This window comes from Streptomyces sp. NPDC058274, assembly GCF_042881375.1.
In the GTDB taxonomy this organism is placed as follows: domain Bacteria; phylum Actinomycetota; class Actinomycetes; order Streptomycetales; family Streptomycetaceae; genus Streptomyces.
Window position 1 is genome coordinate 337,160 of sequence record NZ_JBHVXW010000006.1, and the last position, 22,594, is coordinate 359,753.

Consider the following 22,594-nt stretch of genomic DNA (forward strand, 5'->3'; position numbering starts at 1 on the left):
GCGAGGATAACCAAGGCCGGCCACTGACCGTATGACCTCTGGCGCCCGGCTAGCAATCTTGGGTGAGAACTATCACCGGAAAACGGACATCCTGCCTGGAACCCCGGGACCGCGGGGACCGTCCGCGTCCGGATCCCCTGCCGTCCACCGCTTTCGCCGCCGGCCCGGCGACGCCGTACACGCCGGTGCTCGCCGCCGGTCGGCCGCCCGCCGCCGGGGCCCGCCGTCCGGGCCCCAAACGCCGTCCGCCCCTCGAAACGCGGCGGCGTCCGGCCCCCGCCCTCACGTAGATTGCACACACCGGGCTGGTCGGAATGCGGAGACATTGGGGACGTACGTGTCAGCGGCAAGGCAAGGTGTGGCGGACGCCCACAGGATCGTCGTCAAAGTGGGCTCCTCGTCGCTGACCACCGCGGCCGGCGGTCTCGACGCGGACCGGGTCGACGCCCTCGTCGACGCCCTCGCCAAGAGCCGCAGCGGCGGGGAGCGGGAGATCGTCCTCGTCTCGTCCGGCGCCATCGCCGCCGGGCTCGCCCCGCTGGGGCTGCGGCGCCGCCCCAAGGACCTCGCCCGGCAGCAGGCCGCCGCCAGCGTCGGCCAGGGCCTCCTGGTGGCCCGCTACACCGCGTCCTGCGCCCGCCACGGCATCCGCGTCGGCCAGGTGCTCCTCACCTCCGACGACACCAGCCGCCGCGCCCACCACCGCAACGCCTCCCGCACCCTCGACAAGCTCCTCGCGATGGGCGCCCTGCCGGTCGTCAACGAGAACGACACCGTGGCCACGGACGAGATCCGCTTCGGCGACAACGACCGGCTGGCCGCGCTCGTCGCCCATCTCGTACGGGCCGACCTGCTGGTCCTGCTCTCGGACGTGGACGGCGTGTACGACGGCGACCCCAGCAGGCCCGGTACGTCGCGGATAGCGGAGGTGCACGGTCCGCAGGACCTCGCGCACGTCGACATCGGCAGCGCGGGCAAGGCCGGCGTCGGCACCGGCGGCATGGTCACCAAGGTCGAGGCGGCCCGCATCGCGGCGGCCGCGGGCATCCCGGTCGTCCTCACCTCCGCCGTGCACGCCGCCGACGCCCTCGCGGGCCGCGACACGGGTACCTACTTCCACGCCACCGGCCGCCGCTCCGCCGACCGGCTGCTGTGGCTGCAGCACGCCTCGACCCCGCAGGGCGCGCTCACCCTCGATGACGGCGCGGTCCGCGCAGTCGTCGAGCGGCGCACGTCGCTGCTGCCCGCGGGCATCGCTGCGGTCGAGGGCGAGTTCATCGCCGGCGATCCCGTCGAGCTGCGCGACAGCACGGGGCGCGCCGTCGCGCGCGGGCTCGTGAACTTCGACGCCAAGGAGATCCCCCAGCTGCTGGGCCGCTCGACCAGGGAGCTGGCCCGCGAGCTGGGCCCCGGCTACGAGCGCGAGGTCGTACACCGGGACGATCTGGTCCTCCTGCACCCGTAGACCACGTGGAACACGTCGTGCTTCACCCAGGGGGCACGGCGTGGAACACCGCGTGGAACCCGCGTGGAACAACCGGCCACAGCGGCCCTGAACGGCCGATTCCCCCGCCCTCCGGCGGGGGACGTTCCGTAAAACCGCCACGCGAGGACGCCTCACCTGCTCAAATTTGTTTCAGGGAGATTCCGCACGACCATTGCGTAAAGGAGGCCGTCGTGAGACGAGTGCGCCCTGGGGCGGCGGCGTCCCGCGGTGGTGGCACCTCCCGCGCGCGGGGCGAGGAACGGGCCCTGACGAGCGTCGCCGCGGGAGACACGTACGAGGGCGAGGAGCCCAAGGACGCGCCCCGGCTGTGGCACGTCACGCTGAGCGTCTCGGGTGGCGAGGCGCCGCTGAAAGAGGTCAGGCGCGGGCTCGAACAGCTCGCCCACGACCACCCCTTTCTGCTGACCAGCCGGTACGCCAACGACCACGCGGAGATCCGCTACTGGGAAGAGGCCCGCGATCTGCACGACGCCGCCGCGGTCGCCCTGCGGCTGTGGGGCGAGCACCGGCAGACCGCCAAACTTCCGCCCTGGGAGATCGTCGGCCTGGAGGTCATCGACCGCGAGACCTACCACCAGCGCATCGCCGAGGGATACGGCCCGCTGCCCGCGACACCCGTGGGCGTACATCCCTTTTGAGTCGTCTTCGCCGGGTGTCTCGGGGTTTGGGACAAGGGCTGAACAGACCCGTTCGGAGCACTACGCTGCCGACATGACCACGCTTTCGCCGTACGACTCGATGTCCCCGGTCGCCCGGGCCGCCTACCGCGCGAAGTCCGCCGCCGCCGACCTGGCTCCCCTGCCGCGGGCCGAGAAGGACGACGCGCTGCTCGCCATCGCGGACGCGCTGGAAGTCCGTACGAGCGAAATCGTCGCGGCCAACGCCAAGGACATCGCCCGGGCCCGGGAGGCCGGCACCAGCGAGACCGTCATCGACCGGCTCACCCTCACGCCCGAGCGGGTCCGCGCCATTGCCTCGGACGTGCGCGACGTCGTGGCGCTGCCGGACCCGGTCGGCGAGGTCGTCCGCGGCTCCACCCTGCCGAACGGCATCGACCTGCGCCAGGTCCGCGTCCCGCTCGGCGTCGTCGGGATCATCTACGAGGCCCGCCCGAACGTCACGGTCGACGCGGCGGCCCTCTGCCTGAAGTCCGGCAACGCCGTGCTGCTGCGCGGTTCGTCCTCGGCGTACGAATCGAACACCGCCCTCGTGCGTGTGCTGCGCGACGCGGTGGGCGGGGCCGGGCTGCCCGCCGACGCCGTGCAGCTCGTGCCCGGTGAGGGCCGTGAGTCCGTCCGTGAGCTGATGCGTGCCCGGGGTCTGGTCGACGTGCTGATCCCGCGCGGCGGCGCCTCCCTGATCCGCACCGTCGTCCAGGAGTCCACCGTCCCGGTCATCGAGACCGGCACCGGCAACTGCCACGTCTACGTCGACGCGAACGCCGACATCGACATGGCGATCGACATCCTGATCAACTCCAAGGCGCAGCGGCCCAGCGTCTGCAACTCCGCCGAGACCCTCCTCGTCCACCAGGACATCGCCGACGAGTTCCTGCCGCGTGCCCTGGACGCCCTCGCGGACGCCGGCGTCACCGTGCACGGCGACGAGCGAGTCCTCGCCTACGCCAAGGACTCCCGGGTCACCGCCGTCGAGGCCACGACGGAGGACTGGGACACGGAGTATCTGTCCTACGACATCGCCGCCGCCGTCGTGGACTCGCTCGACCGGGCCGTGACGCACATCCGGCTGTGGAGCTCCGGGCACACCGAGGCGATCGTCACCACCTCGCAGCAGGCCGCGCGCCGCTTCACCCAGCTGGTCGACTCCACGACGGTCGCGGTGAACGCCTCGACCCGCTTCACCGACGGCGGCCAGTTCGGCTTCGGCGCCGAGATCGGCATCTCCACGCAGAAGCTGCACGCGCGGGGGCCGATGGGGCTGCCGGAGCTGACGAGCACGAAGTACATCGTCACCGGCGACGGGCATATCCGCCGCTGAGCCCCGGCACATCTGCCGACTGTGCCCCGGCACATCTGCCGACTGTGCCCCGGCACATCTGCCGACTGTGCCCCGGCACATCCGCCGCTGCGCTCCGGCGCGGACCTTGTGCGCCCGGCGTGCGCCGGGGCTCGCGCCGGTGTTCCGCGGCCCTCCCGCTGGAATTCCCGCGGTAACCGTCTCGCCAGGTGGATGAATTTCCTTACCGTCTGCCCAAAATGACCCCCCAGGTCTACTCTGGATCCGTGCCGGAGGACGTGGGGGGCACGCCGTTTCCGGACGGCTGGGAGCCCGACGACGACCGCGACCGCGGGGGTATGGACGAAGAGTTCGCCTCCGTGGTCTTCGACGAGGACTTCGTCCGCGCCGCCGTGATCCACGAGCCGACCGCGGTGGAACGCCTGCTCGCCGCCGCCCAGGCCCGTGCGGAGGCCTCCGAGGAAGCGCGCCGGGCGCACGCCAGGGGAGCGCGCGGCGAGGACGAGCGCTACGAGGACGGGTTCGGCCCCGACGACCGTGATGATTTCGGCCATGACCGGGATCTCGACGACCTGGACGACACGGAAGTTCTGGATGGCCGCTACGGGGTCTCCGGGACGTATGGGAAGGCGGGCCGCTGGCACCGTCCCGTCGCCTGGATGCTGGCCCTGCTGATGGGGATCGGCATGGTGGCGCTGGCTTTCACGGCCGTCTACCGGGGCGCTTCCTCGGACCGCCAGGAACAGGTCCCGCCGCCCGCCTCGACGGGTCTGGAACAAGGTCAGGAGAAGGCCACCGGGGTGAGCCCCTCGGCTTCCGCCGACTACTCCCAGCCAGCGGTCTCGGCGGACCCCCGAACGCCCTGACCCGCCCGTTGAGAAGCTGTCGGAACTTGTCGTGTACCACGGCGTTTACCGGGGCTCCGCGAGACCTACCCTGAAAGTATGGGCGGGCCAGTGGAGCCACCTGAGGGGACACCCGAGGGTGCCCCGGGCGGTGGAGAGGACGAGTACCGATCCGTCGTCTTCGACGAGTCGTTCGTCCGTGCTGCCCGGCTCCAGGAATTCTCCGCCCAGGAGCGGATGGCCGACCACGCCCCCGCCGTACGCCGGCGCCCGCCCCTCAGACGTGGGCTGTCCCGGCAGGCGCTGATCCTCGTCCTGCTGATCGCGGTCGCCTTCGGAACCGCGATCTACATGGGGGTGCGCCACCCGTATCAGACCCAGGTCGCGCAGCCCCCCGAGCCGCTGCGGATGACGGTGATCCCGCTCGCGCCGGCGACCGCCGTGCCCGGCGCCGCGCACGCCGAGGAGCTGTACGCGCACAGCCCCGCCGCCCAGTTCCGCATCGGCGCGGACGGCTTCACGCTGCCCGCCTCCCGGCGCACCGCGCACTTCTCGGACAGCCAGGTCGTCGCCGCCCTGACGACCGCCAAGGACTACCTGGTCAGGTCCTCGCTCGACCCGGACGTGCTCACCGGCGGGGCCACCCGTCCCGTGCGGATCCTGATCGACCCACGGCAGCTCGACCAGTTCGACGAGAGCTTCGAACACCCCTCGGCGGACGGGCGGCACGCGCCGACCGGCTGGCTGGTCCGCTTCGACCCGTCCCGGGCCCAGCTCGCCGACAGCCGCATCCGGGTGCAGGGCACTCTGCAGGCCGCCGAGTTCGACGCGAACACGCTGGAGATCATCGCCGACCACACCCTCGTCTACGCGCTGAAGCCGACGGGCGCGGACGGCAAGGCGCAGGCGTCCCTGTTCACCGTCCGGCGCGAGCTGCACTTCCGCTTCGACCGCGACGACCTGCGCATGCACCAGGCCGAGCTGGTCGTCTCGTATGTCCAGGCCGGTCCGCTCGCCTGCGCCGAGGACTCGGCCAACCACCTGCGCCCGCTGCTCGCCGGCCAGACGGCGAAGGCGGGCGGCCCGGCCGGCACGGACCCGTACGCCACCGGCAGCGCGACGGCGCTGTGCGGGTCACTGGCGACCAGCGCGCAGCCGAGGGTGTGACCTGCGGGGTTCCGGCGGCGGTGGCGGCCGGGTGGTGACGGGCGGGTTGTGGCGGGCGAGTTTGTGACGGGCGGGGGTGCTGTGGAGTGGGCCGGTGGCTGCGGGCGTGCGGGCGTGCGGGCGTGCGTGTGGGCGTGTGGGCGTGCGGGCCGGTGGCGGCCGGCCCTTGCCGGGGTACGGGCCGGGCACGTGGCCACCCTTGCCGGGGTACGGGCCGGGCACGCGGCCACCCTTTGCCGGGGTGCGCGCCGTGACATGGCCGGCACGCTGCCCCGCGCCCCCGTGGTGGCCGACGCCGTACGGGTCAGTCCTCGTCGTCGGCAGCCGCGTCCCGGGGCGTGTCCCGGGGAGGCCGGCCGTTCGGTGGGTCAGTCGGCGGGGTCTCGTCCCGGGGGGAGCCCGCGGCGAAGCCGCCGAAGCCGCGCCGTACCCGCCCGCCGAGGTCACCGGCACCGCCCGCGATGTCGCTGACCAGCTTCATCAGCGGGTCCTTGGAGTTCTTCACATCGCTGGCGTAGCTGGCGGCCGACTGCCGGAAGGAGTCGGAGACCGAGGTGTCCTTGTCCTCGTCGCGCCGCGGGTAGTGACCGTCCATGATCCGCTGGTAGTCGCGGGACTCGGCCCACTTCTTCAGTTCGGCCGCGCGCACCGTGGTGAAGGGGTGCGAGCGGGGTAGGACGTTCAGGATCTTGAGCACGGAGTCGCGCAGGTCGCCCCCCGCCTCGTACTCCTCGGCCTGGGCGAGGAACGCGTCCACGTTCATCTCGTGCAGGTGATTGCCGCCCGCGATCTTCATCAGGCCGCGCATCGAGGCCTGCAGGTCCTGGCCGACCAGGAGACCTGCGCGGTCGGCCGAGAGCTCCGACTTGCGGAACCACTCGCGCAGGGCGGTCACGATCGCCATGATCGCGAGGTTGCCGAGCGGAATCCAGGCCACCTTGAGCGCGAGGCTCGTGAGGAAGAGCAGGATCGTGCGGTACACCGAGTGACCGGACAGCGCGTGGCCGGCCTCGTGGCCGATGACGGCCCGCATCTCCTCCTCGTCCAGCAGCTCGACGAGTCCCGTGGTGACGACGATGATCGGCTCGTCCATGCCGATGCACATGGCGTTCGGCTGTGGGTTCTGGCTCACGTACATCGGCGGGACCTTCTCCAGGTCCAGGATGTAACAGGCGTCCCGCAGCATGTCGTTGAGGTGCGCGAACTGCGCGTCCGAGACCCGCACCGAGTCGGACAGGAACAACAGCCGCAGGCTGCGCTCCGGCAGCAGACCGCTGAGTGCCTTGAAGACCGTGTCGAAACCGCTGAGCTTGCGCAGGGCCACCAGGGCCGAGCGGTCCGCCGGATGTTCGTACGTCCGCGAGGAGATTCCCGGGAAGCGCCTGCGCTGCCTGCTCGGCACGTGCTCGTGCCCGTTCTGCTCATGGCTGTCGTCGGACATGTGTTCCCCCATGCGTCTGATTGCCCTATGTGCCCCCGAAGCGGAGTCCAGCCTAGGCGGAGATACGGTGACGGGGCAGCACACCGTAAGGAGCGATCCCATGGAGCACATCCCCGCAGCCGCCTGGCTCACCGAGGCCGCGAGCGCGGCAGACCAGCACGGGCCGGGTGACCTGCTGCGCATTGTGCTGATCGTGTCGGCCGTCGGGATCGTCCTGCTCGCGTGGTTCCTGCTGCGGGGTTACCGGCAGGACGACGACTGAGCGCGTCGCCGCGCCGCAGCTGAGGCGCCGGCCCAGGCGATGGCCTCTCTCGGGCCACTCGCGGGACCGCCCCGGTCCGCGCCGCCCGGCCCCTCCGCGGCAACCGGCGTCCCCAACGGCGGAGTCGGCGTGATGCGCGCCACGGCCCCCGCATACGATGGCCCGGACGTCTTTATCCCGCCCACACCGGATAGGTTCTGCCGAAGATGAGCTTCCACAGCACCGCTGCCCAGATGGTCTCCCTCGCCGCCGAGGGCGAGAAGCACGGCGGCAACCACGAGAGCCTCAGCCCGTACCTGACCGGCGGCGGCGCGCTGTTCGTGCTGCTTCTGCTGCTGTGGATCACCACCCGTTTCAACCGGGACCGCTGAGTCCGTCCCCGGGCCGCCGGGCCGGGCGCGAGGACCTCTCGGCCGGAGCCCGTCGGCCGGGCCGGTAGGGTCTGCACGCATGGGAGAGCAGGACATGCCCACCGGTCCGGCGAATGGCACGGACGGTGGCGCCGAGCACCGCGCGGTGATCCGCACGGCGAAGGGCCCGGGCAACGGCCCGTCGAATCCGGGCAAGCGCCGCCTCGGCGTCATGGGCGGAACGTTCGACCCGATCCACCACGGACACCTCGTGGCGGCCAGCGAGGTCGCCGCGCAGTTCCACCTCGACGAGGTGGTGTTCGTGCCGACCGGGCAGCCGTGGCAGAAGACCGAGCGCAAGGTCGCCCCGGCCGAGGACCGCTATCTGATGACGGTCATCGCGACCGCCGAGAACCCGCAGTTCTCGGTGAGCCGTATCGACATCGACCGCGGCGGCCCGACCTACACCACCGACACCCTGCGCGACCTGAGCGCGCTCAACCCCGACACGGACCTCTTCTTCATCACGGGCGCCGACGCGCTCGGCCAGATCCTCACCTGGCGGTACACCGAAGAGCTGTTCTCCCTCGCGCACTTCATCGGGGTCACCCGGCCCGGTCACACGCTGACCGACCCGGGTCTTCCCGAGGGCGGTGTCTCGCTCGTCGAGGTCCCCGCGCTCGCCATCTCGTCCACAGACTGCCGTGCGAGGGTCGCCAAGGGCGACCCCGTCTGGTACCTGGTGCCGGACGGTGTGGTGCGCTATATCGACAAGCGCGAGCTGTACCGCGGCGAGTGAGCCGAGAGGGGCACCGGTGAACGACCGATACGACGGATACGCGGGCGGCGACCAGTACGAGCTCGTCGGCTACGACGAGTTCGGGCAGCCTGTGTACCGACAGGTGCCGCAGCAACAGCCTCCCCAGCAGCAGGGTTACGACCCCTACGGGCAGCAACAGGGCTATGGCTACGACCCGTACGCGGCCGGCGGACAGGGCACCGGCCCGTCCTACGACACCGGTCAGCAGCCCCCGGCCCCCTCGTACGACACCGGCGGGCAGCAGGCCGCGCCGTCCTACGACACCGGTCAGCAGAGCCCTGTGGGCCCGTACGACACCGGGCAACAGCCCCCCGTGCCGCCGTACGACACCGGGCAACAGGCCCCCGTGCCGCCGTACGACAACGGTGGGCAGTCCGGCACCTCCTACGGCTCCTACGACCCGTACGGCGCCGGCGCGGCCGGGACCGGGACCGGAGCCGGCGGGACCGCTGCCGGGTTCGACCCCTTCGGACAGACCGCGCGCACCGGCCGGCAGCCTCGGGTTGCCGAGCAGACCGCGTACATCCCGCAGCAGGCCGGCCCGGCAGAGGAGGACGAGCCGAGGGCCGACCGTGACTACCGCACCGAGCAGTTCGCCTTCGTCGAGGATCCGGACGGCGACTCCGAAGACGTCATCGACTGGCTGAAGTTCACCGAGAACCGCACCGAGCGCCGCGAGGAGGCCAAGCGCCGGGCCCGCGGCCGCGTCGTCGCCCTGGTCGTGACCGTCGCCCTGGTGGCGGCCGGCGGCGTCGGCTACCTCTGGTACGCGGGCCAGTTGCCCGGCACCTCGTCCGACGGCAAGTCCGGCACCACCACGTCCGCCGCCGCCCAGAACCGCGACGTGATCGTCGTCCATCTGCACAACACCAAGGAGGGCGGCACCTCCACGGCCCTCCTCGTGGACAACACCACCACCAAGCAGGGCGCCACCGTCCTGCTGCCCAACTCCCTTGCGCTGTCGGACGACTCAGGCAGCACGACCACCCTCGCCAAGTCGGTCGACGACGACGGCTCCTCCGGCACGCGCGACGCGATCGACACGGTCCTGGGAACCGACATCGAGGGCACCTGGCGCCTCGACACCCCCTACCTCAACAACCTCGTCGAGCTGGTCGGCAACATCGACATCGACACCAACGCCGATGTGCCCGACCCCGCGGCCAAGTCGTCCAAGAAGGGCGCCGCACCCCTCGTGCACAAGGGCGACGACCAGACCCTCAACGGCAAGATGGCCGTCGCCTACGCCACCTACCAGGCCTCCGGTGAGGCCCAGAACGCGCAGCTGGAGCGCTTCGGCCAGGTCATGCAGGGCGTGCTGCGCAAGCTGTCCTCCGACTCGGGGGCCGCGACGACCACTGTGCAGACGCTGGCCCAGATCCTCGACCCCTCCCTGAACGACAAGGACCTCGGCTCCTTCCTCGCCAAGCTCGCCGACCACGCCAAGGGCGGCGACTACAAGACCGCGCTGCTGCCGGTCCAGACCGACGGCACCCTCAGCGCCCAGTCCAGCGACAGCGTCGTCAAGGACCTGCTCGGCGGTGCCGCGAAGAGTCCCGAGGCGGGCGCGGCCGTCCGGGTCGGCATCACCAACGGCACCGGCAACAAGGACGCCACCGAGAAGGCCCGCGTCGTCCTGGTCAACGGCGGCTACACCTTCCTGGACGCAGGCACCTCCGGCACCGCCCAGGCCGTGTCCCGCATCACCTACGCCGACACGGACAGCAAGGAGGACGCGGTCGAGGTCGCCAAGACCCTCGGTCTGCCGACCAGCTCCGTGAAGAAGGGCAAGGTCACGTCCAGCGCCGACGTGTCGGTCGTGCTGGGCCAGGACTACAAGACGTCGTCGTGACCGGATCACGCCCCGGCAGGTCCGGGGCGTGATCCCGGAATCACGTGGGGTGTCGTCGGCGGACCGTGAGACCCTTGAGGTGACGCGTGAGGGTTCCTGACCGCCGACTGGCTGTGACGCGCGGGGGCGACCCCGCACCCCCAGCCGACCCCTGTTCCCGACCGAAAGCTTCGTAGTGACCGCCACTGACCGTTCGATCGAGCTCATCACCACTGCCGCGCAGGCGGCCGCCGACAAGCTCGCGCACGACATCATCGCCTACGACGTCAGCGACGTGCTGTCGATCACCGACGCCTTCCTGCTGGCCTCCGCGCCCAACGACCGCCAGGTCAAGTCGATCGTCGACGAGATCGAGGAGCGGCTGAACAAGGAGCTCGGCGTCAAGCCCGTACGCCGCGAGGGCGACCGGGAGGCCCGCTGGGTCCTCCTCGACTACGTCGACATCGTGGTGCACGTCCAGCACAGCGAGGAGCGTGTCTTCTACGCCCTGGAGCGGCTCTGGAAGGACTGCCCCGAGCTGGAGCTGCCCGCCGACGCCAAAGCGACGCGCGGCAAGGCCCAGGAGCACTCCGACCTGCAGGCCGAGGAGGACGCCGCCGAACTCGGGGAACTGCGGTGAGCGCCCCCTCGCGTGCCGACGCAGGAAAGAAGGGCCGGGGCCGCCGCGTCATCCTGTGGCGGCACGGCCAGACGTCCTGGAACGTCGAGCGCCGTTTCCAGGGCACCACGGACGTCGAGCTCACCGAGACCGGTGTCGGCCAGGCGAGCCGCGCCGCCCGGCTGCTCGCCTCCCTGAGGCCGGACGCGATCGTGGCCTCCGACCTCAAGCGGGCCGCCGACACGGCCGCCGAGCTGGCCGTCCTCACCGGCCTCGAGGTCACGCACGACGAGGGCCTGCGCGAGACCTACGCGGGCGTCTGGCAGGGGCTCACGCACGACGAGATCATCGCCCGGCACGGCGAGGAGTACACGGCCTGGAAACGCGGTGAGCCGATCCGCCGAGGCGGCGGCGAACTGGAGAGCGAGGTCGCCGACCGCGCCGCTCCCGTGGTGCTGCGGCACGCCGAAAAGCTCCCCGAGGACGGCACTCTCGTGGTGGTCAGCCACGGCGGCACCATCCGTACGACCATCGGGCGTCTTCTCGGCCTCGAATCGCAGCACTGGGAGAGCCTCGGCGGGCTCTCCAACTGCTGCTGGTCGGTCCTCGGCCAGGGCGCGCGAGGCTGGCGGCTGCTCGAGCACAACGCCGGCACGTTGCCCGAACCCGTGCTCGGCGACGACGACTGAGCACCCCTCCCACGGTGCTCGTGAGGGGCCGGGACCCGGATTTCACTTTCCGGCAGGTCACCGGTTAAAGTTCTTCTTGTTCGCCCGCCGAGCGGGAAGAACGCAAGGGGCTATAGCTCAGTTGGTAGAGCGCCTGCATGGCATGCAGGAGGTCAGGAGTTCAATTCTCCTTAGCTCCACAGATCAACTCTTTTGAGTTGTCAAAGATCAGCACTGATCAGTGATGAAGATCCCGTTCCCGTCAGGGAGCGGGATTTTTCGTGTGCCGGCCCGCGCCGCCGGCTGCCGCACCCCACCTCTCCGCTCCTTCTCAGGAGAGTCTCAGGAGGTCCGGGCCCAGAGTGCCTTGACTTCCATGGCGTCCGAGGGCGGCCACAGCGGCTCCCGTCCCTTCCGCAGCAGGGCGACCCTTTCCCTCGCCACCTCGTCATCCGGGGAGTACGCCACGATGCGGCACTCCGGCATCCCGTCGATGGACAGGGAGACCGCGGTCATGCGCATCTCGCCCACCGCCGGGTGCCGGAACGTCTTCACGCGGGGCCCCGGCGGTATGACCTCTCCGCTCGCCCACAACTCGGCGAAGTACGGACTCATGGCGGACAGCCTGCGTATGAAGTCCTCCCAGGCAGGCTCGCCCACGTGTCTCCCGTACGCGGAACGCAGCGTGGCCACCATCAGCGGCAGCTCCCGGTCCCGGTACACCAGGGGGCAGGCCGCCTCGGACACGGCGAACAGCGTCCACAGCACGTTCGGCACGCCGATCAGGGCGGTCGCCGGGACCATGAACAGGTCGCGGTAGGCGGGGTTGGTGGCGAGGACGTCGAACCGCGAGTTGTAGACCACCGCCGGATGCGGGTCGAGGGCGTCGATGATGTTCTGGATCTCCGGGCCCACCGTCTGGGCGAGGCTCTCCGGCCCGGACTCGTAGGGCACCTCCGCCAGGTGGTACAGATGCTCGCGCTCCGGCCGGTCCAGGCGCAGCGTGCGGGCCACGGCGTCCAGGACCTGGGGCGAGGCGTTGATCGGGCGGCCCTGCTCCAGCCAGGTGTACCAGGTGACGCCGACGCCCGAGAGCTGGGCGACCTCCTCGCGGCGCAGCCCCGGAGTACGGCGCCGGAAGCCCGGCGCCATTCCCACGTCGGCCGGTGTCACCCGAGCCCGCCGTGTGCGCAGAAAGGCGGCCAGCTCGGGCCTGCGACGCTGCGTCGTGACCATCGTCCTCACATCCCCCGTGTCCATACTCCGTGCCGGACCCGTCCGCTGCCAGGTGCTGTCAGTACCAGCATCGGTGGGCTCTCGTTACCCGTATGCAGTCGCCGTCAGGGTCGGAACATGACGACGACAACCCCCGCAGGGCCTGGTCCGCAAGCCGGTCCAAGTCCTGCGACCAGTAAAGACCCTGGCACTGACAATCGGCCCGGCCGACTGCTCGCGGTCGTGCTCTCGGCCCAGTTCATGGCGATGCTCGACGTCATCATCGTGAACGTCGCCATGCCCACGATGGGTTCCGAACTCCACGCGTCCGGCGCGGGTCTGCAGCTGGTGGTCGCCGGATACTCCATCGCGTACGCCGTCCTGCTGATCACCGGCGCACGCCTCGGCGACCTGCTCGGCCACCGCCGCGTCCACCTCGCCGGGCTCGCGCTGTTCACGGTCGCCTCGCTGGCGTGCGGACTCGCCCAGGGAACGGGCGAGTTGATCGCCTTCCGAGTGGTCCAGGGCGCCGGCTCCGCGCTGATGATCCCGCAGGTGCTCAGCCTGATCCAGCGCACCTTCGTGGGCGACGCCCGGGCCCGGGCACTCGGCGCGTACGCGGCGGTCATCGCCTCCGGCGCCGTGGCCGGCCAGGTGCTGGGCGGAATTCTCGTCAGCGCCGACGTGTTCGGCACCGGCTGGCGTCCGGTGTTCCTCGTGAACGTGCCCGTGGGCCTCGTCCTGCTGGCCGTCGGCAGCCGGGTGCTGCCGCGTGACGCGGCACGGGCGCCGGAACGCGCGCGCGGCCTCGACCTGCCGGGCCTGGCGCTGCTGGCCGCCGCCGTCTCACTGTTCACGGTTCCGCTCGTGCTCGGTCAGGAGGAGGACTGGCCGCTGTGGTCGTGGCTGTCGCTCGCCGCGTCCGTCCTCTGCTTCGCCCTGTTCTGCGCGTACGAGTCCCGGCTCGCGCGGCGCGGCGGAGCGCCGCTGATCGCGCCCAGGGTGCTGCGCCACCCCGGCATCGGTCTCGCGATCTTCCGGATCACGGCCGTCATGGCGGTCAACGGCGGCTTCCTGTTCGCGCTCACCCTGCACCTTCAGGGCGGCCTCGGCCACACCGCCCTGCACGCGGGCCTGATCTTCACGCCGACGGCGGTGGCCTTCGGGGTGGTCGGTCTGACGTGGCGATCCTGGCCCGACGTGTGGCAACGGGCTCTGATTCCCGCCGGGTTCGCGATCGCCGCGGCCTCCGTGGCGGGCGTAGGGTGGGTGCTGCGGGACGGCGGCAACGGCGGTCTTTGGCTGTACGTGGCGTTCGCCGGCGTGGGCGTGGGTCTCGCGCTCAGCTTCAGTCCGACTCTCACCAGGGCCCTGGCCACGGTGCGGCCCGAGGACGCGGCGGACGCCAGCGGACTGCTCGCGACGGTCACCCAGCTCGGTCAGCTGACCGGTGTCGCGGTCTTCGGCACCCTCTTCTTGAACCGGCTTGAGTCACTCGGGGCTCCCGGGGCGTATACATCTGCGGAGGCGCTCCTCGCGTGCATGTACGCGCTGGCCGCGACGGCCACCCTGGGTGCCGTGTCCGGACTGGTACGCAGGCGTCGCTGACCGTATTGGCCCGGCCGTGGCAGAATCAAACGGCCGGAAGGGGGCGCGGCCCGACGGGAGGAGTAGCGATGCCTGCGAGCATCCTCGGGGAGACCGACCATCTCCTCGAAGCGGCAGTGATACGGAAGAAAGCCACCCTCCTCGACTGCCCTTCCTGCGGCTCGGCCCATGTCGCCCAAGTGCTCGGTGACAACGGGGGGATCTCCTACGTGTGCACGGCCTGCGGCCACAGCTGGAGCTGATCGATGGGTGCACACAGGCGGAAGTGCGATTGGTGCGGCAGTGGCACACCGATCGTCCGCGACATGGAACCGCTCAACCACGACTACCAGTACTGGTGCGAGGAGTGCGCGCGGGCGCTGATCATAAAAGGCGACCCGATCGAGACCTATCGGGAGCTGGAGGGCGAGCCGATCTACGGACGGCTCCTGGACGAGCACTGCACCCTGAAGCGGTTCTACTCGTTCGCGACAGCCTGAAGCCGCTGGAACCGGCACGCCCGCACCCTGGCTGCGGTCAGGATCAGAAAGACACAACCGGCTCCCCCGTAGAGGGCCGACAACGTCAACTCGGCGCCGTTCTGGTGCAGTTCGAGTCGGCCGGGACCGTGCGGCACCCACCACAGCGCGTACGAGCAGAAGACCAGTCCGGTACTCACGGCTGCCGCTCGGTTGCGCGTCGCGACGACCAGCACCATGGGCACGCACCAGATCCAGTGGTGCGACCACGACACCGGACTGACGAGCAGTGCCGTCACCGCACAGGCTGCCGTCGCCCACGACCGCAGCCCGCTCAGCTCCGCGGCCACCGCCACGGCGAGCCCCGCCGCGCCCGTCAGGACCGCGGCGCCGATCCACCAAGGGCCCGGCTCGGGGGAGTGCAGCAGCCGGGCCAGCACCCCCCGCAGCGACTGGTTCCCGGTGTCCTCGACGAGACCCACCCGCCCCGTCTCGAACACCATGCGGCACCAGAAACGCCGTGAGTCGTACGGCAGGACGGCCGCCGCCAGCAGCGTCGCACCGGCGAAGGTGGCCGCCGCCCCGCGCGCGTGCCGCAGCCACGGGCCTGCGCAGAGCTGCCTCTTGTGCGCCACCATGCCGGTGACCAGCAGGAACACCGCGAACAGCGCCGGCGTGAGTTTGATCGCCGCGGCGAGGCCGATGCCGAGTCCGGCCCACCGGTGTCCGGGTCTGCGGGTCAGGTCCCACAGCACCAGCACGGCGATCAGCAGATTGATCTGTCCGTAGCGCAGCGTCGTCCACACCGGCTCGCACCACACGGCTGCCGCCGCGACCCACCAGACACTCTCCACGCGTGTGTGCCCGACGAGCCGCAACGCGAGAGCCACGAACCCCACAAGGAGAGCGAGGTTTCCCGCCGTCGCCAGCGTGCGCAGGACCCCGGTGCCCAGCAGCGTCAGAGGAGTGAACAGCAGGGCCGCGAACGGGGGGTAGGTCGTGGGGAGGTGGGCCTCGGTCGTGCGCAGCGCGTAGAGGTCGCCGCCCGCGAGGACTGTCCGGCCCTCCGCGCGGTACACCATCAGGTCGATCATCGACACGTGCGCGGCCCGCTGGGCCAGCCAGAACGCCGCGAAGGACAGCAGGCACGCCCCCAGAGCGACGGGCGCACGGCGGCGGTCACGGGGGAGTGCGATCACGGTCACGAAGGCTGACACTATCCGTCGTATCCGTACAGAACGGAAACGATTTGGTGGAGCACCCGGGAGACCGTGTAATGTTGGCGTCGCCGCCGGGGAGACCGGGCGACACGGTCAATATGCGGCTTCACCGCATGACCACGAGGGGCTATAGCTCAGTTGGTAGAGCGCCTGCATGGCATGCAGGAGGTCAGGAGTTCAATTCTCCTTAGCTCCACACAAGTTGAAGGCGGGCCACCCGATCAGGGTGGCCCGCCTTCGTCGTACTCAGCGGCCGCTGCCCAGCGCGCGCCGGCCGCGCCCCTGGGAGCCGCGTCCCTGCGAGAGGACGGGCAGGTTGTCGCGGGTCGGCGTGGAAGGCCGCTCCTCCTCGAGACGCAGGGCGAGCGCCGGGCAGCGTCGTACCGCGCGCAGGGCCTTGGCCTCCGCGTACCGGGGCACCTGCGCCTGCGCGACGGTGGGGAAGCCGTCGGCGCCCAGCTCGAACACCTCCGGGAGGATGTCCGCGCACAGGCCGTGGCCGCGGCACAGGGTCCAGTCGACGTAGATCTTCTGGCGGCTGGGACCGGCCTCCAGCTGCCCCTGGCCGCCCGGGATGCCCGTCGGGAGCTGACCGCCCTCGAAGAGCGGCAGTACGCCCTCCACGGGCCGTCCGCAGCCGTTGCCGAGGACGTGGGCGGCGAGGTCGTCCGTGAACGCCTTGAGCGTCGACTCGATGAACATCGCCGAGCCGTCCGGGTGCGAGCACGCGCCGCGCCGCTTCACGGACTTGGCGACCTGTTTCACGGCCTCCAGGGCGGCCGGGCCGCCGCCGTTGAGGATGTCCTCCAGACCGCGGGCCGCGGCGGGCAGACCGAGGTAGCAGGGACCGCACTGTCCCGCGCTCTCCTCCGCCAGCCACTGGGCCACCCGCAGGGACTCGCCGAGCGGGCACGTCTGCTGGCTGATCGGCAGGATCGCGCCGGCGCCGAGCGAACCGCCCACCGCGTCCAGGGAGTTGCGCGAGACGATCGCCTCGTTGAGCGCCGCCGCGTCCAGCCACTTGCCGTGGTATCCGCCGGTCAGCACGCCCTGCGGGAGCGGCGGGGCGCCGGCGAGCTGGAGCACGTACCGCAGCGGCACTCCCGTCGGGACCTCGATCACCATGGGACGGGCGACCGCGCCGGAGACGGTGAGCATGACGGTGCCGGGCTCGTCGTACAGACCGGTGTTGCGGTAGCGCTCGGGGCCGATGCGGGCGGCGATGGCCAGCTGGGCGAACGTCTCGGCGTTCGACAGGAGCGTGGGCGCACCGCCGACGCCGCTCTGCGAGGCACTGATCTTGCGGCCCGGCGGGATGGCCGGACCGCCGTCGATGGAGCGGATCAGCGAGGCGGCCGCTCCGGTGACCATCCGTACGGGATTGCGCTGCACGCGCGCGCGGAGGGCCGATCCGCGCCGGTTGGTCAGTCCGCGTTCGGCCAGGGCCGCTTCCATCGAGGCCTGGGTGGACGCCCGGGTCACGCCGATGACCAGGGTGCGCGCCCCCATGGCCTCCGCGGCCAGCAGGGCGCCGTCCAGGATGAGGTGCGGGGCACGGTTGATGAGCACCGTGTCCTTGCGGCAGGCGGGTTCGTCCTCGCTTCCGTTGACGACCACCACCGGGCGGATGCCCTTCTTGATGGCCGACTCCGCCACAGTGCGCAGCTTCTTGGCGAAGGGGAAGCCCGCGCCGCCGCGGCCCTTCAGGGAGATCGCTTCGGCGAGGCCCGCGAGCTGCTCGCCCCCCATGGGTTCGAGCGGTCCGTGGACCTTGAGGTGCATCGGCAGATCGAGTCGTTCAACCAGGTCGAAACCCGACGTGAGCTGCGGAAGTCCGACGACGCGGACTTCCGGGACGTCGGGCAGGGCCTCGTTCACTTAAAAGCCTCCGGAAGGGGCGTTCCATGGTTCACCGGAGCCAGGAGCTTCGTAGGCGCCCGGCCGTACTTCAGTCGTGGGACCGCTGTCGTACGTGTCATTGCTGTTGTACGTGCCGGAGAGGGGGTTCGACTCACCGGTGCCGTAAACATCACCTGGCGCGTATCCGGCGCCCGTCTGGTCGCCGTAGACGGGGATGTTGTAGCCCGTGTCGTTGAGCGGGTCGTACGCCGAGCGGGGTGCCTCGCCGACGGGCGGCGGGGAGGGGATGGGCCAGCTGCCCGAGGTGCTGCCGCTCTCGTAGCGCGGCATGGTCTCCGTGGGCTGGATGTCCAGGGGGGTCTGGATGCGCTCGTTGGGGTCCGTCAGGGGGTCCCCGGTGGGCGAGCTGCCGCCCACGGCCCGGTAGGCGGCGGCGAAACCACCACTCCGCCCGCCGTCCATGATGGTGGCCTGAAGCGGGTTGTCGTAGAGCGACTGTCCGGCGGACGGCATGCGCTGCGGGGGCACGTAGGTGTCCTGCGGGGACTGCTGTGCGGAGCGTCCGCCGAAGCCCTGGCGCCGGGAGTCAGCGTCGGCACGGGGTGCCTCCCGCTCCTCCCGGGGCAGGCGGGCGCCGGGGCCACTGCCCTCGCCGAGGATCGCCAGGATCCGGTCGGCGACCTTCCGCTTGAACGGGCCGGAGGCCGAGCGCAGCGCCAGCGCGCCCATCACGGCGACCAGGCAGAGGCTGTAGAGCACGGTGACGTACGTCTTCGCGGGGCGTCCCGCGTACAGGCCGTGCACCAGGGCGGCGCACCAGGCCGGATACGCCAGCATGTGCACGGCACGCCAGCGCGCGGCGACCGGGGCGGGGGACGCGAAGGCGCTGCGCAGCGCACCGGTGATGGCCGTGAAGATCATGAGCAGCCCGGCCAGGGAGCCGAAGCCGATGAGGCCGTTGGTGCCGGTGACGCCCAGCCCGAAGGGGACCAGTGCCGCGAGCAGCGTGGTGTGGTCCAGCGCCAGCTTGACCGAGACGTGCAGCAGGAGGAAGGCGACCGAGGAGACGGCGGTTGACCGGTGCACGGCCTGGGCCACCAGGCGCTGGCGCGTGTTCAGGAACAGCCGGTCGGTGGCGACCAGTCCCCACACGACCGAGCACGTGAGGGCGACGAGTGACAGCACGCCGGCGCCGAAGTTGAGGAAGTCCCTGACTTCGTCACCTCCGACGAGCACGATCACGGGTATGAGAAGCAGAACGACAACCGACGCCGCCCCATAGGCCGATCGGCCCGGCTGGGGGAGCGAGCTGTTCCTGCGACGAGGGTTCATGGGGGGTACTCCCAAACGGTTCGGGGAAGCGGTCCCGAAGCCGCACTCTAAGTCGAGCCATACCGAGAGGTACGAGGTTTGAGTTATTGCGTTGTTATCAAAGGGCTGTCTGATCTTTGTGTTGCCCCTTAGAGCCCGTTACGCGAAGTAATATCTGAACTTTGTTCAGCTTTTTTGTGACGAAGTCGTGGTGGCACGGAGTGCCGAACGGGTGCCCGTAAGCCCGTCGCGGGGTATGCGGGCGCTGCGGTACCCTGACGCCATGCGTGCCGTACGCCTTCTGCTTAGCGAGCCGCGCTGATCAGTCCTGGCCACCGTGAATCCGTGGCCGGAATCGGCGCGGCGTCCCCTCCTGTGCGAGGGGTTTTTTCATTTCCAGGCCGCTGGCAGAGACGATCGATGGAGCTTTGAGGATCATGAGCGAGACGAATGCCTCCCCCGCTGTCGACAGCGCGGGCGGTGCCCCCGCCGCCTCCGAGGTGGCGGCGCCGCACCGCTACACGGCCGCGATGGCAGCGGAGATCGAGGCGCGCTGGCAGGACATCTGGGACGCGGAAGGCACCTACGAGGCGCCCAACCCGATCGGTGACCTGGCCGGCGATCCCGCTCTGGTGGCCAAGCCCAAGAAGTTCATCATGGACATGTTCCCGTACCCCTCGGGTGCGGGCCTGCACGTCGGTCACCCCCTGGGCTACATCGCCACCGATGTATTCGCCCGGTACCAGCGCATGACGGGCCACAACGTCCTGCACACGCTGGGCTTCGACGCCTTCGGCCTGCCCGCCGAGCAGCACGCCGTGTCGACGGGCGAGCACCCTCGGATCACCACCGAGGCGGCCATCAACAACATGAAGTCCCAGCTGCGCCGGCTGGGCCTGGGCCACGACAAGCGCCGGTCCTTCGCGACGATCGACCCGGACTACTACAAGTGGACCCAGTGGATCTTCCTGCAGATCTTCAACTCCTGGTACGACGACGAGGCTGACAAGGCCCGCCCGATCGCCGAGCTGGTCGCCCAGTTCGAGAGCGGTGAGCGCGCGGTTGACGGCTCCTCGCGCGCGTGGAGCGAGCTGAGCGCCGCGGAGCGCGCCGACGTCCTGGGCGAGTACCGCCTGGCGTACGCCTCCGACGCGCCCGTCAACTGGTGTCCCGGGCTGGGCACCGTACTGGCCAACGAGGAAGTCACCGCCGACGGCCGGTCGGAGCGCGGCAACTTCCCCGTCTTCAAGGCCAAACTGCGCCAGTGGAACATGCGCATCACCGCGTACGCCGACCGCCTGCTGGCCGATCTGGACGCGCTGGACTGGCCCGAGGCCATCAAGCTGCAGCAGCGCAACTGGATCGGCCGATCCGAGGGCGCTCGCGTCAGCTTCCCGGTCGACGGCGACGCGATCACGGTCTTCACCACCCGCCAGGACACCCTGTTCGGCGCCACCTACATGGTGCTGGCCCCCGAGCACCCGCTGGTCGAGAAGGTCACCCCGGCGGCCTGGCCCGAGGGCACCCACGAGGTCTGGACCGGCGGCCACGCGACGCCCGCCGAGGCCGTCGCCGCCTACCGCGCGCAGGCCGCCTCGAAGTCCGACGTCGAGCGGCAGGCCGAGGCCAAGGACAAGACCGGTGTCTTCACCGGCGCGTACGCGACCAACCCGGTCAGCGGCGAACAGGTCCCGGTCTTCATCGCCGACTACGTACTGATGGGCTACGGCACCGGCGCGATCATGGCGGTCCCGGCGCACGACACCCGTGACTTCGCCTTCGCGCGCGCCTTCGAGCTGCCGATGCGCTGCGTCGTCGAGCCCTCGGACGACCGTGGCACCGACCCCTCGACTTGGGACGACGCCTTCGCCTCGTACGACGCGAAGATCGTCAACTCGGCGGGCGACGAGATCTCCCTGGACGGCCTGGGCGTCGAGGAGGCCAAGGCGCGCATCACCGAGTGGCTGGCCCGCAAGGGCATCGGCGAGGGCACGGTCAACTTCCGGCTGCGCGACTGGCTGTTCAGCCGCCAGCGCTACTGGGGCGAGCCCTTCCCGATCGTCTACGACGAGGACGGCATCGCCCACTCGCTGCCCGAGTCGATGCTGCCCCTGGAGCTGCCGGAGGTCGAGGACTACTCACCGCGCACCTTCGACCCGGACGACGCCGACACGTCCCCGGAGACCCCCCTGTCGCGCAACGAGGACTGGGTCAACGTCACCCTGGACCTGGGCGACGGCCGCGGTCCCCAGAAGTACCGCCGCGAGACCAACACCATGCCCAACTGGGCCGGTTCCTGCTGGTACGAGCTGCGCTACCTGGACCCGCACAACGACCAGAAGCTGGTCGACCCCGAGATCGAGCAGTACTGGATGGGCCCGCGCGAGGGCCAGCCGCACGGCGGTGTCGACCTGTACGTCGGCGGCGCCGAGCACGCCGTGCTGCACCTGCTGTACGCGCGCTTCTGGTCGAAGGTGCTGTTCGACCTGGGGCACGTCTCCTCGGTGGAGCCGTTCCACAAGCTGTTCAACCAGGGCATGATCCAGGCCTTCGTGTACCGCGACAGCCGTGGCATCGCGGTGCCCGCCGCCGAGGTGGAGGAGCGCGACGGCGCGTACTACTACCAGGGCGAGAAGGTCTCCCGGCTGCTGGGCAAGATGGGCAAGTCCCTGAAGAACGCGGTGACTCCGGACGAGATCTGCGCCGAGTACGGCGCGGACACCCTGCGCCTGTACGAGATGGCGATGGGTCCCCTGGACGTGTCGCGGCCGTGGGACACGCGCGCGGTGGTGGGCCAGTACCGGCTGCTGCAGCGGCTGTGGCGCAATGTCGTCGACGAGACGACGGGTGCCCCGACGGTGGTCGACACCGAGCCGGACGAGGACACGCTGCGGGCCCTGCACAAGGCCATCGACGGCGTGCGCCAGGACCTGGAGGGCCTGCGCTTCAACACCGCCATCGCCAAGGTCACCGAGCTGAACAACCACCTGACCAAGGCGGGCGGCCCGGTCTCGCGCACGGTGGCCGATTCCCTGGTGCTGCTGGTCGCGCCGCTGGCCCCGCACATCGCCGAGGAGCTGTGGCGCCGGCTGGGGCACACCGACTCCGTCGTCCACCGGGACTTCCCGGTCGCCGATCCCGCGTACGTCGTGGACGAGGCCGTGACCTGCGTCGTGCAGATCAAGGGCAAGGTCAAGGCGCGCCTCGAGGTCTCGCCGTCCATCTCCGACGACGAGCTGGAGAAGGTGGCGCTGGCCGACGAGAAGGTCGTCGCCGCGCTGGGCGGCGCCGGAATCCGCAAGGTGATCGTGCGGGCGCCGAAGCTGGTGAACATCGTTCCGGCGTAGCGGTTCGCGCAGGGTCGGGCGCCGGTTCACGCCAGTTCGAGGGTCGGTCCGGCCCGGTACGGGTGCTCGGGGTAGTCCCCTACGGGCA

At 70.7% G+C, this 22,594-nt stretch carries 20 protein-coding genes and 2 tRNA genes; 17 read left to right on the forward strand and 5 right to left on the reverse strand.

The features are described 5' to 3' along the window. Positions 1-358 precede the first annotated feature (358 nt). From proB to ACFVYF_RS15665, 5 genes are all read left to right on the forward strand, one after another. Positions 359-1,465 carry a glutamate 5-kinase gene (gene proB, locus ACFVYF_RS15645; protein ID WP_389455740.1) on the forward strand — a complete coding sequence of 369 codons (1,107 nt, stop codon included), beginning with the start codon at positions 359-361 and terminating at the stop codon, positions 1,463-1,465. 221 nt (positions 1,466-1,686) lie between these two features. Beyond that, positions 1,687-2,145 (forward strand): hypothetical protein, encoded by a 459-nt coding sequence (locus tag ACFVYF_RS15650; protein ID WP_389455817.1) that lies wholly within the window; start codon positions 1,687-1,689, stop codon positions 2,143-2,145. 73 nt (positions 2,146-2,218) lie between these two features. Continuing rightward, positions 2,219-3,505 (forward strand): glutamate-5-semialdehyde dehydrogenase, encoded by a 1,287-nt coding sequence (locus tag ACFVYF_RS15655; protein WP_389455741.1) that lies wholly within the window; start codon positions 2,219-2,221, stop codon positions 3,503-3,505. 218 nt (positions 3,506-3,723) lie between these two features. Further along, positions 3,724-4,350: a hypothetical protein gene (locus ACFVYF_RS15660; RefSeq protein ID WP_389455742.1), complete on the forward strand. Its 627-nt coding sequence runs from the start codon at positions 3,724-3,726 to the stop codon at positions 4,348-4,350. A 78-nt stretch (positions 4,351-4,428) separates the two neighbouring features. Next, a complete protein-coding gene (locus ACFVYF_RS15665; protein WP_389455743.1) occupies positions 4,429-5,496 on the forward strand; it encodes a hypothetical protein in 1,068 nt (355 codons plus the stop codon). A 304-nt stretch (positions 5,497-5,800) separates the two neighbouring features. On the opposite strand, the gene ACFVYF_RS15670 is transcribed toward ACFVYF_RS15665, so the two are convergent. Continuing rightward, positions 5,801-6,937, reverse strand: coding sequence for a M48 family metallopeptidase (locus tag ACFVYF_RS15670; RefSeq protein WP_389455744.1), 1,137 nt, complete (start codon positions 6,935-6,937; stop codon positions 5,801-5,803). Between the two features lie 100 nt (positions 6,938-7,037). Here ACFVYF_RS15670 and ACFVYF_RS15675 point away from each other — a divergent pair, with 100 nt between their 5' ends. From ACFVYF_RS15675 to ACFVYF_RS15705, 7 genes are all read left to right on the forward strand, one after another. Next, positions 7,038-7,199, forward strand: coding sequence for a hypothetical protein (locus tag ACFVYF_RS15675; protein WP_389455745.1), 162 nt, complete (start codon positions 7,038-7,040; stop codon positions 7,197-7,199). A gap of 206 nt (positions 7,200-7,405) precedes the next feature. Beyond that, a complete protein-coding gene (locus ACFVYF_RS15680; RefSeq protein WP_383283668.1) occupies positions 7,406-7,570 on the forward strand; it encodes a hypothetical protein in 165 nt (54 codons plus the stop codon). 79 nt (positions 7,571-7,649) lie between these two features. Next, positions 7,650-8,348 (forward strand): nicotinate-nucleotide adenylyltransferase, encoded by a 699-nt coding sequence (gene nadD / locus ACFVYF_RS15685; protein ID WP_389455746.1) that lies wholly within the window; start codon positions 7,650-7,652, stop codon positions 8,346-8,348. Between the two features lie 16 nt (positions 8,349-8,364). After that, entirely contained in the window at positions 8,365-10,221 is a 1,857-nt protein-coding gene (locus ACFVYF_RS15690; RefSeq protein WP_389455747.1) for an LCP family protein, read from the forward strand. Between the two features lie 175 nt (positions 10,222-10,396). Further along, positions 10,397-10,840: a ribosome silencing factor gene (gene rsfS / locus ACFVYF_RS15695; RefSeq protein ID WP_389455748.1), complete on the forward strand. Its 444-nt coding sequence runs from the start codon at positions 10,397-10,399 to the stop codon at positions 10,838-10,840. Further along, positions 10,837-11,508, forward strand: coding sequence for a histidine phosphatase family protein (locus tag ACFVYF_RS15700; protein WP_389455749.1), 672 nt, complete (start codon positions 10,837-10,839; stop codon positions 11,506-11,508). The genes rsfS and ACFVYF_RS15700 overlap by 4 nt, the downstream gene beginning before the upstream one ends. Before the next feature lie 106 nt (positions 11,509-11,614). After that, a tRNA-Ala gene (locus ACFVYF_RS15705) sits at positions 11,615-11,687 on the forward strand. A 142-nt stretch (positions 11,688-11,829) separates the two neighbouring features. Here the strand turns inward: ACFVYF_RS15705 and ACFVYF_RS15710 are convergent. Further along, the gene (locus tag ACFVYF_RS15710) at positions 11,830-12,723 is read right to left on the reverse strand and encodes a helix-turn-helix transcriptional regulator (protein ID WP_389455750.1); all 894 of its coding nucleotides are present in this window, start codon (positions 12,721-12,723) and stop codon (positions 11,830-11,832) included. A 222-nt stretch (positions 12,724-12,945) separates the two neighbouring features. Here ACFVYF_RS15710 and ACFVYF_RS15715 point away from each other — a divergent pair, with 222 nt between their 5' ends. The 3 genes from ACFVYF_RS15715 (at position 12,946) to ACFVYF_RS15725 (ending at position 14,789) form a co-directional block, all read left to right on the forward strand. Next, a complete protein-coding gene (locus ACFVYF_RS15715; protein ID WP_389455751.1) occupies positions 12,946-14,310 on the forward strand; it encodes an MFS transporter in 1,365 nt (454 codons plus the stop codon). A gap of 68 nt (positions 14,311-14,378) precedes the next feature. Beyond that, on the forward strand, positions 14,379-14,552 hold the full coding sequence (locus ACFVYF_RS15720) for a hypothetical protein (protein ID WP_389455752.1): 174 nt from the start codon (positions 14,379-14,381) through the stop codon (positions 14,550-14,552). A gap of 3 nt (positions 14,553-14,555) precedes the next feature. Further along, positions 14,556-14,789: a hypothetical protein gene (locus tag ACFVYF_RS15725; RefSeq protein ID WP_121403099.1), complete on the forward strand. Its 234-nt coding sequence runs from the start codon at positions 14,556-14,558 to the stop codon at positions 14,787-14,789. Here the strand turns inward: ACFVYF_RS15725 and ACFVYF_RS15730 are convergent. Continuing rightward, positions 14,768-15,973 (reverse strand): glycosyltransferase 87 family protein, encoded by a 1,206-nt coding sequence (locus ACFVYF_RS15730; RefSeq protein WP_389455753.1) that lies wholly within the window; start codon positions 15,971-15,973, stop codon positions 14,768-14,770. The genes ACFVYF_RS15725 and ACFVYF_RS15730 overlap by 22 nt on opposite strands. A gap of 138 nt (positions 15,974-16,111) precedes the next feature. Here ACFVYF_RS15730 and ACFVYF_RS15735 point away from each other — a divergent pair. Beyond that, positions 16,112-16,184 (forward strand) — tRNA-Ala (locus ACFVYF_RS15735). A gap of 50 nt (positions 16,185-16,234) precedes the next feature. Here ACFVYF_RS15735 and ACFVYF_RS15740 read toward each other — a convergent pair. Both ACFVYF_RS15740 and ACFVYF_RS15745 read right to left on the reverse strand, forming a co-directional pair. Further along, positions 16,235-17,866 carry an NADH-ubiquinone oxidoreductase-F iron-sulfur binding region domain-containing protein gene (locus ACFVYF_RS15740; RefSeq protein ID WP_389455754.1) on the reverse strand — a complete coding sequence of 544 codons (1,632 nt, stop codon included), beginning with the start codon at positions 17,864-17,866 and terminating at the stop codon, positions 16,235-16,237. After that, on the reverse strand, positions 17,867-19,180 hold the full coding sequence (locus tag ACFVYF_RS15745; protein WP_389455755.1) for a cytochrome b/b6 domain-containing protein: 1,314 nt from the start codon (positions 19,178-19,180) through the stop codon (positions 17,867-17,869). It abuts the gene before it with no gap. 416 nt (positions 19,181-19,596) lie between these two features. On the opposite strand from ACFVYF_RS15745, the gene leuS reads away from it, so the two are divergent. Then, complete coding sequence (gene leuS / locus ACFVYF_RS15750) at positions 19,597-22,506, forward strand: leucine--tRNA ligase (protein WP_389455756.1); 2,910 nt, start codon at positions 19,597-19,599, stop codon at positions 22,504-22,506. Positions 22,507-22,594 lie beyond the last annotated feature (88 nt).

What these genes read in the sequence shown, in the direction of transcription:
- ACFVYF_RS15655 (WP_389455741.1), top strand. Translation starts at nt 2,219, where the DNA reads ATGACCACGCTTTCGCCGTACGACTCGATGTCCCCGGTCGCCCGGGCC.
- ACFVYF_RS15660 (WP_389455742.1), top strand. Translation starts at nt 3,724, where the DNA reads ATGACCCCCCAGGTCTACTCTGGATCCGTGCCGGAGGACGTGGGGGGC.
- ACFVYF_RS15665 (WP_389455743.1), top strand. Translation starts at nt 4,429, where the DNA reads ATGGGCGGGCCAGTGGAGCCACCTGAGGGGACACCCGAGGGTGCCCCG.
- ACFVYF_RS15670 (WP_389455744.1), bottom strand. Translation starts at nt 6,937, where the DNA reads ATGTCCGACGACAGCCATGAGCAGAACGGGCACGAGCACGTGCCGAGC.
- ACFVYF_RS15675 (WP_389455745.1), top strand. Translation starts at nt 7,038, where the DNA reads ATGGAGCACATCCCCGCAGCCGCCTGGCTCACCGAGGCCGCGAGCGCG.
- ACFVYF_RS15680 (WP_383283668.1), top strand. Translation starts at nt 7,406, where the DNA reads ATGAGCTTCCACAGCACCGCTGCCCAGATGGTCTCCCTCGCCGCCGAG.
- nadD (WP_389455746.1), top strand. Translation starts at nt 7,650, where the DNA reads ATGGGAGAGCAGGACATGCCCACCGGTCCGGCGAATGGCACGGACGGT.
- ACFVYF_RS15710 (WP_389455750.1), bottom strand. Translation starts at nt 12,723, where the DNA reads ATGGTCACGACGCAGCGTCGCAGGCCCGAGCTGGCCGCCTTTCTGCGC.
- ACFVYF_RS15720 (WP_389455752.1), top strand. Translation starts at nt 14,379, where the DNA reads ATGCCTGCGAGCATCCTCGGGGAGACCGACCATCTCCTCGAAGCGGCA.
- ACFVYF_RS15725 (WP_121403099.1), top strand. Translation starts at nt 14,556, where the DNA reads ATGGGTGCACACAGGCGGAAGTGCGATTGGTGCGGCAGTGGCACACCG.
- ACFVYF_RS15745 (WP_389455755.1), bottom strand. Translation starts at nt 19,180, where the DNA reads ATGAACCCTCGTCGCAGGAACAGCTCGCTCCCCCAGCCGGGCCGATCG.
- leuS (WP_389455756.1), top strand. Translation starts at nt 19,597, where the DNA reads ATGAGCGAGACGAATGCCTCCCCCGCTGTCGACAGCGCGGGCGGTGCC.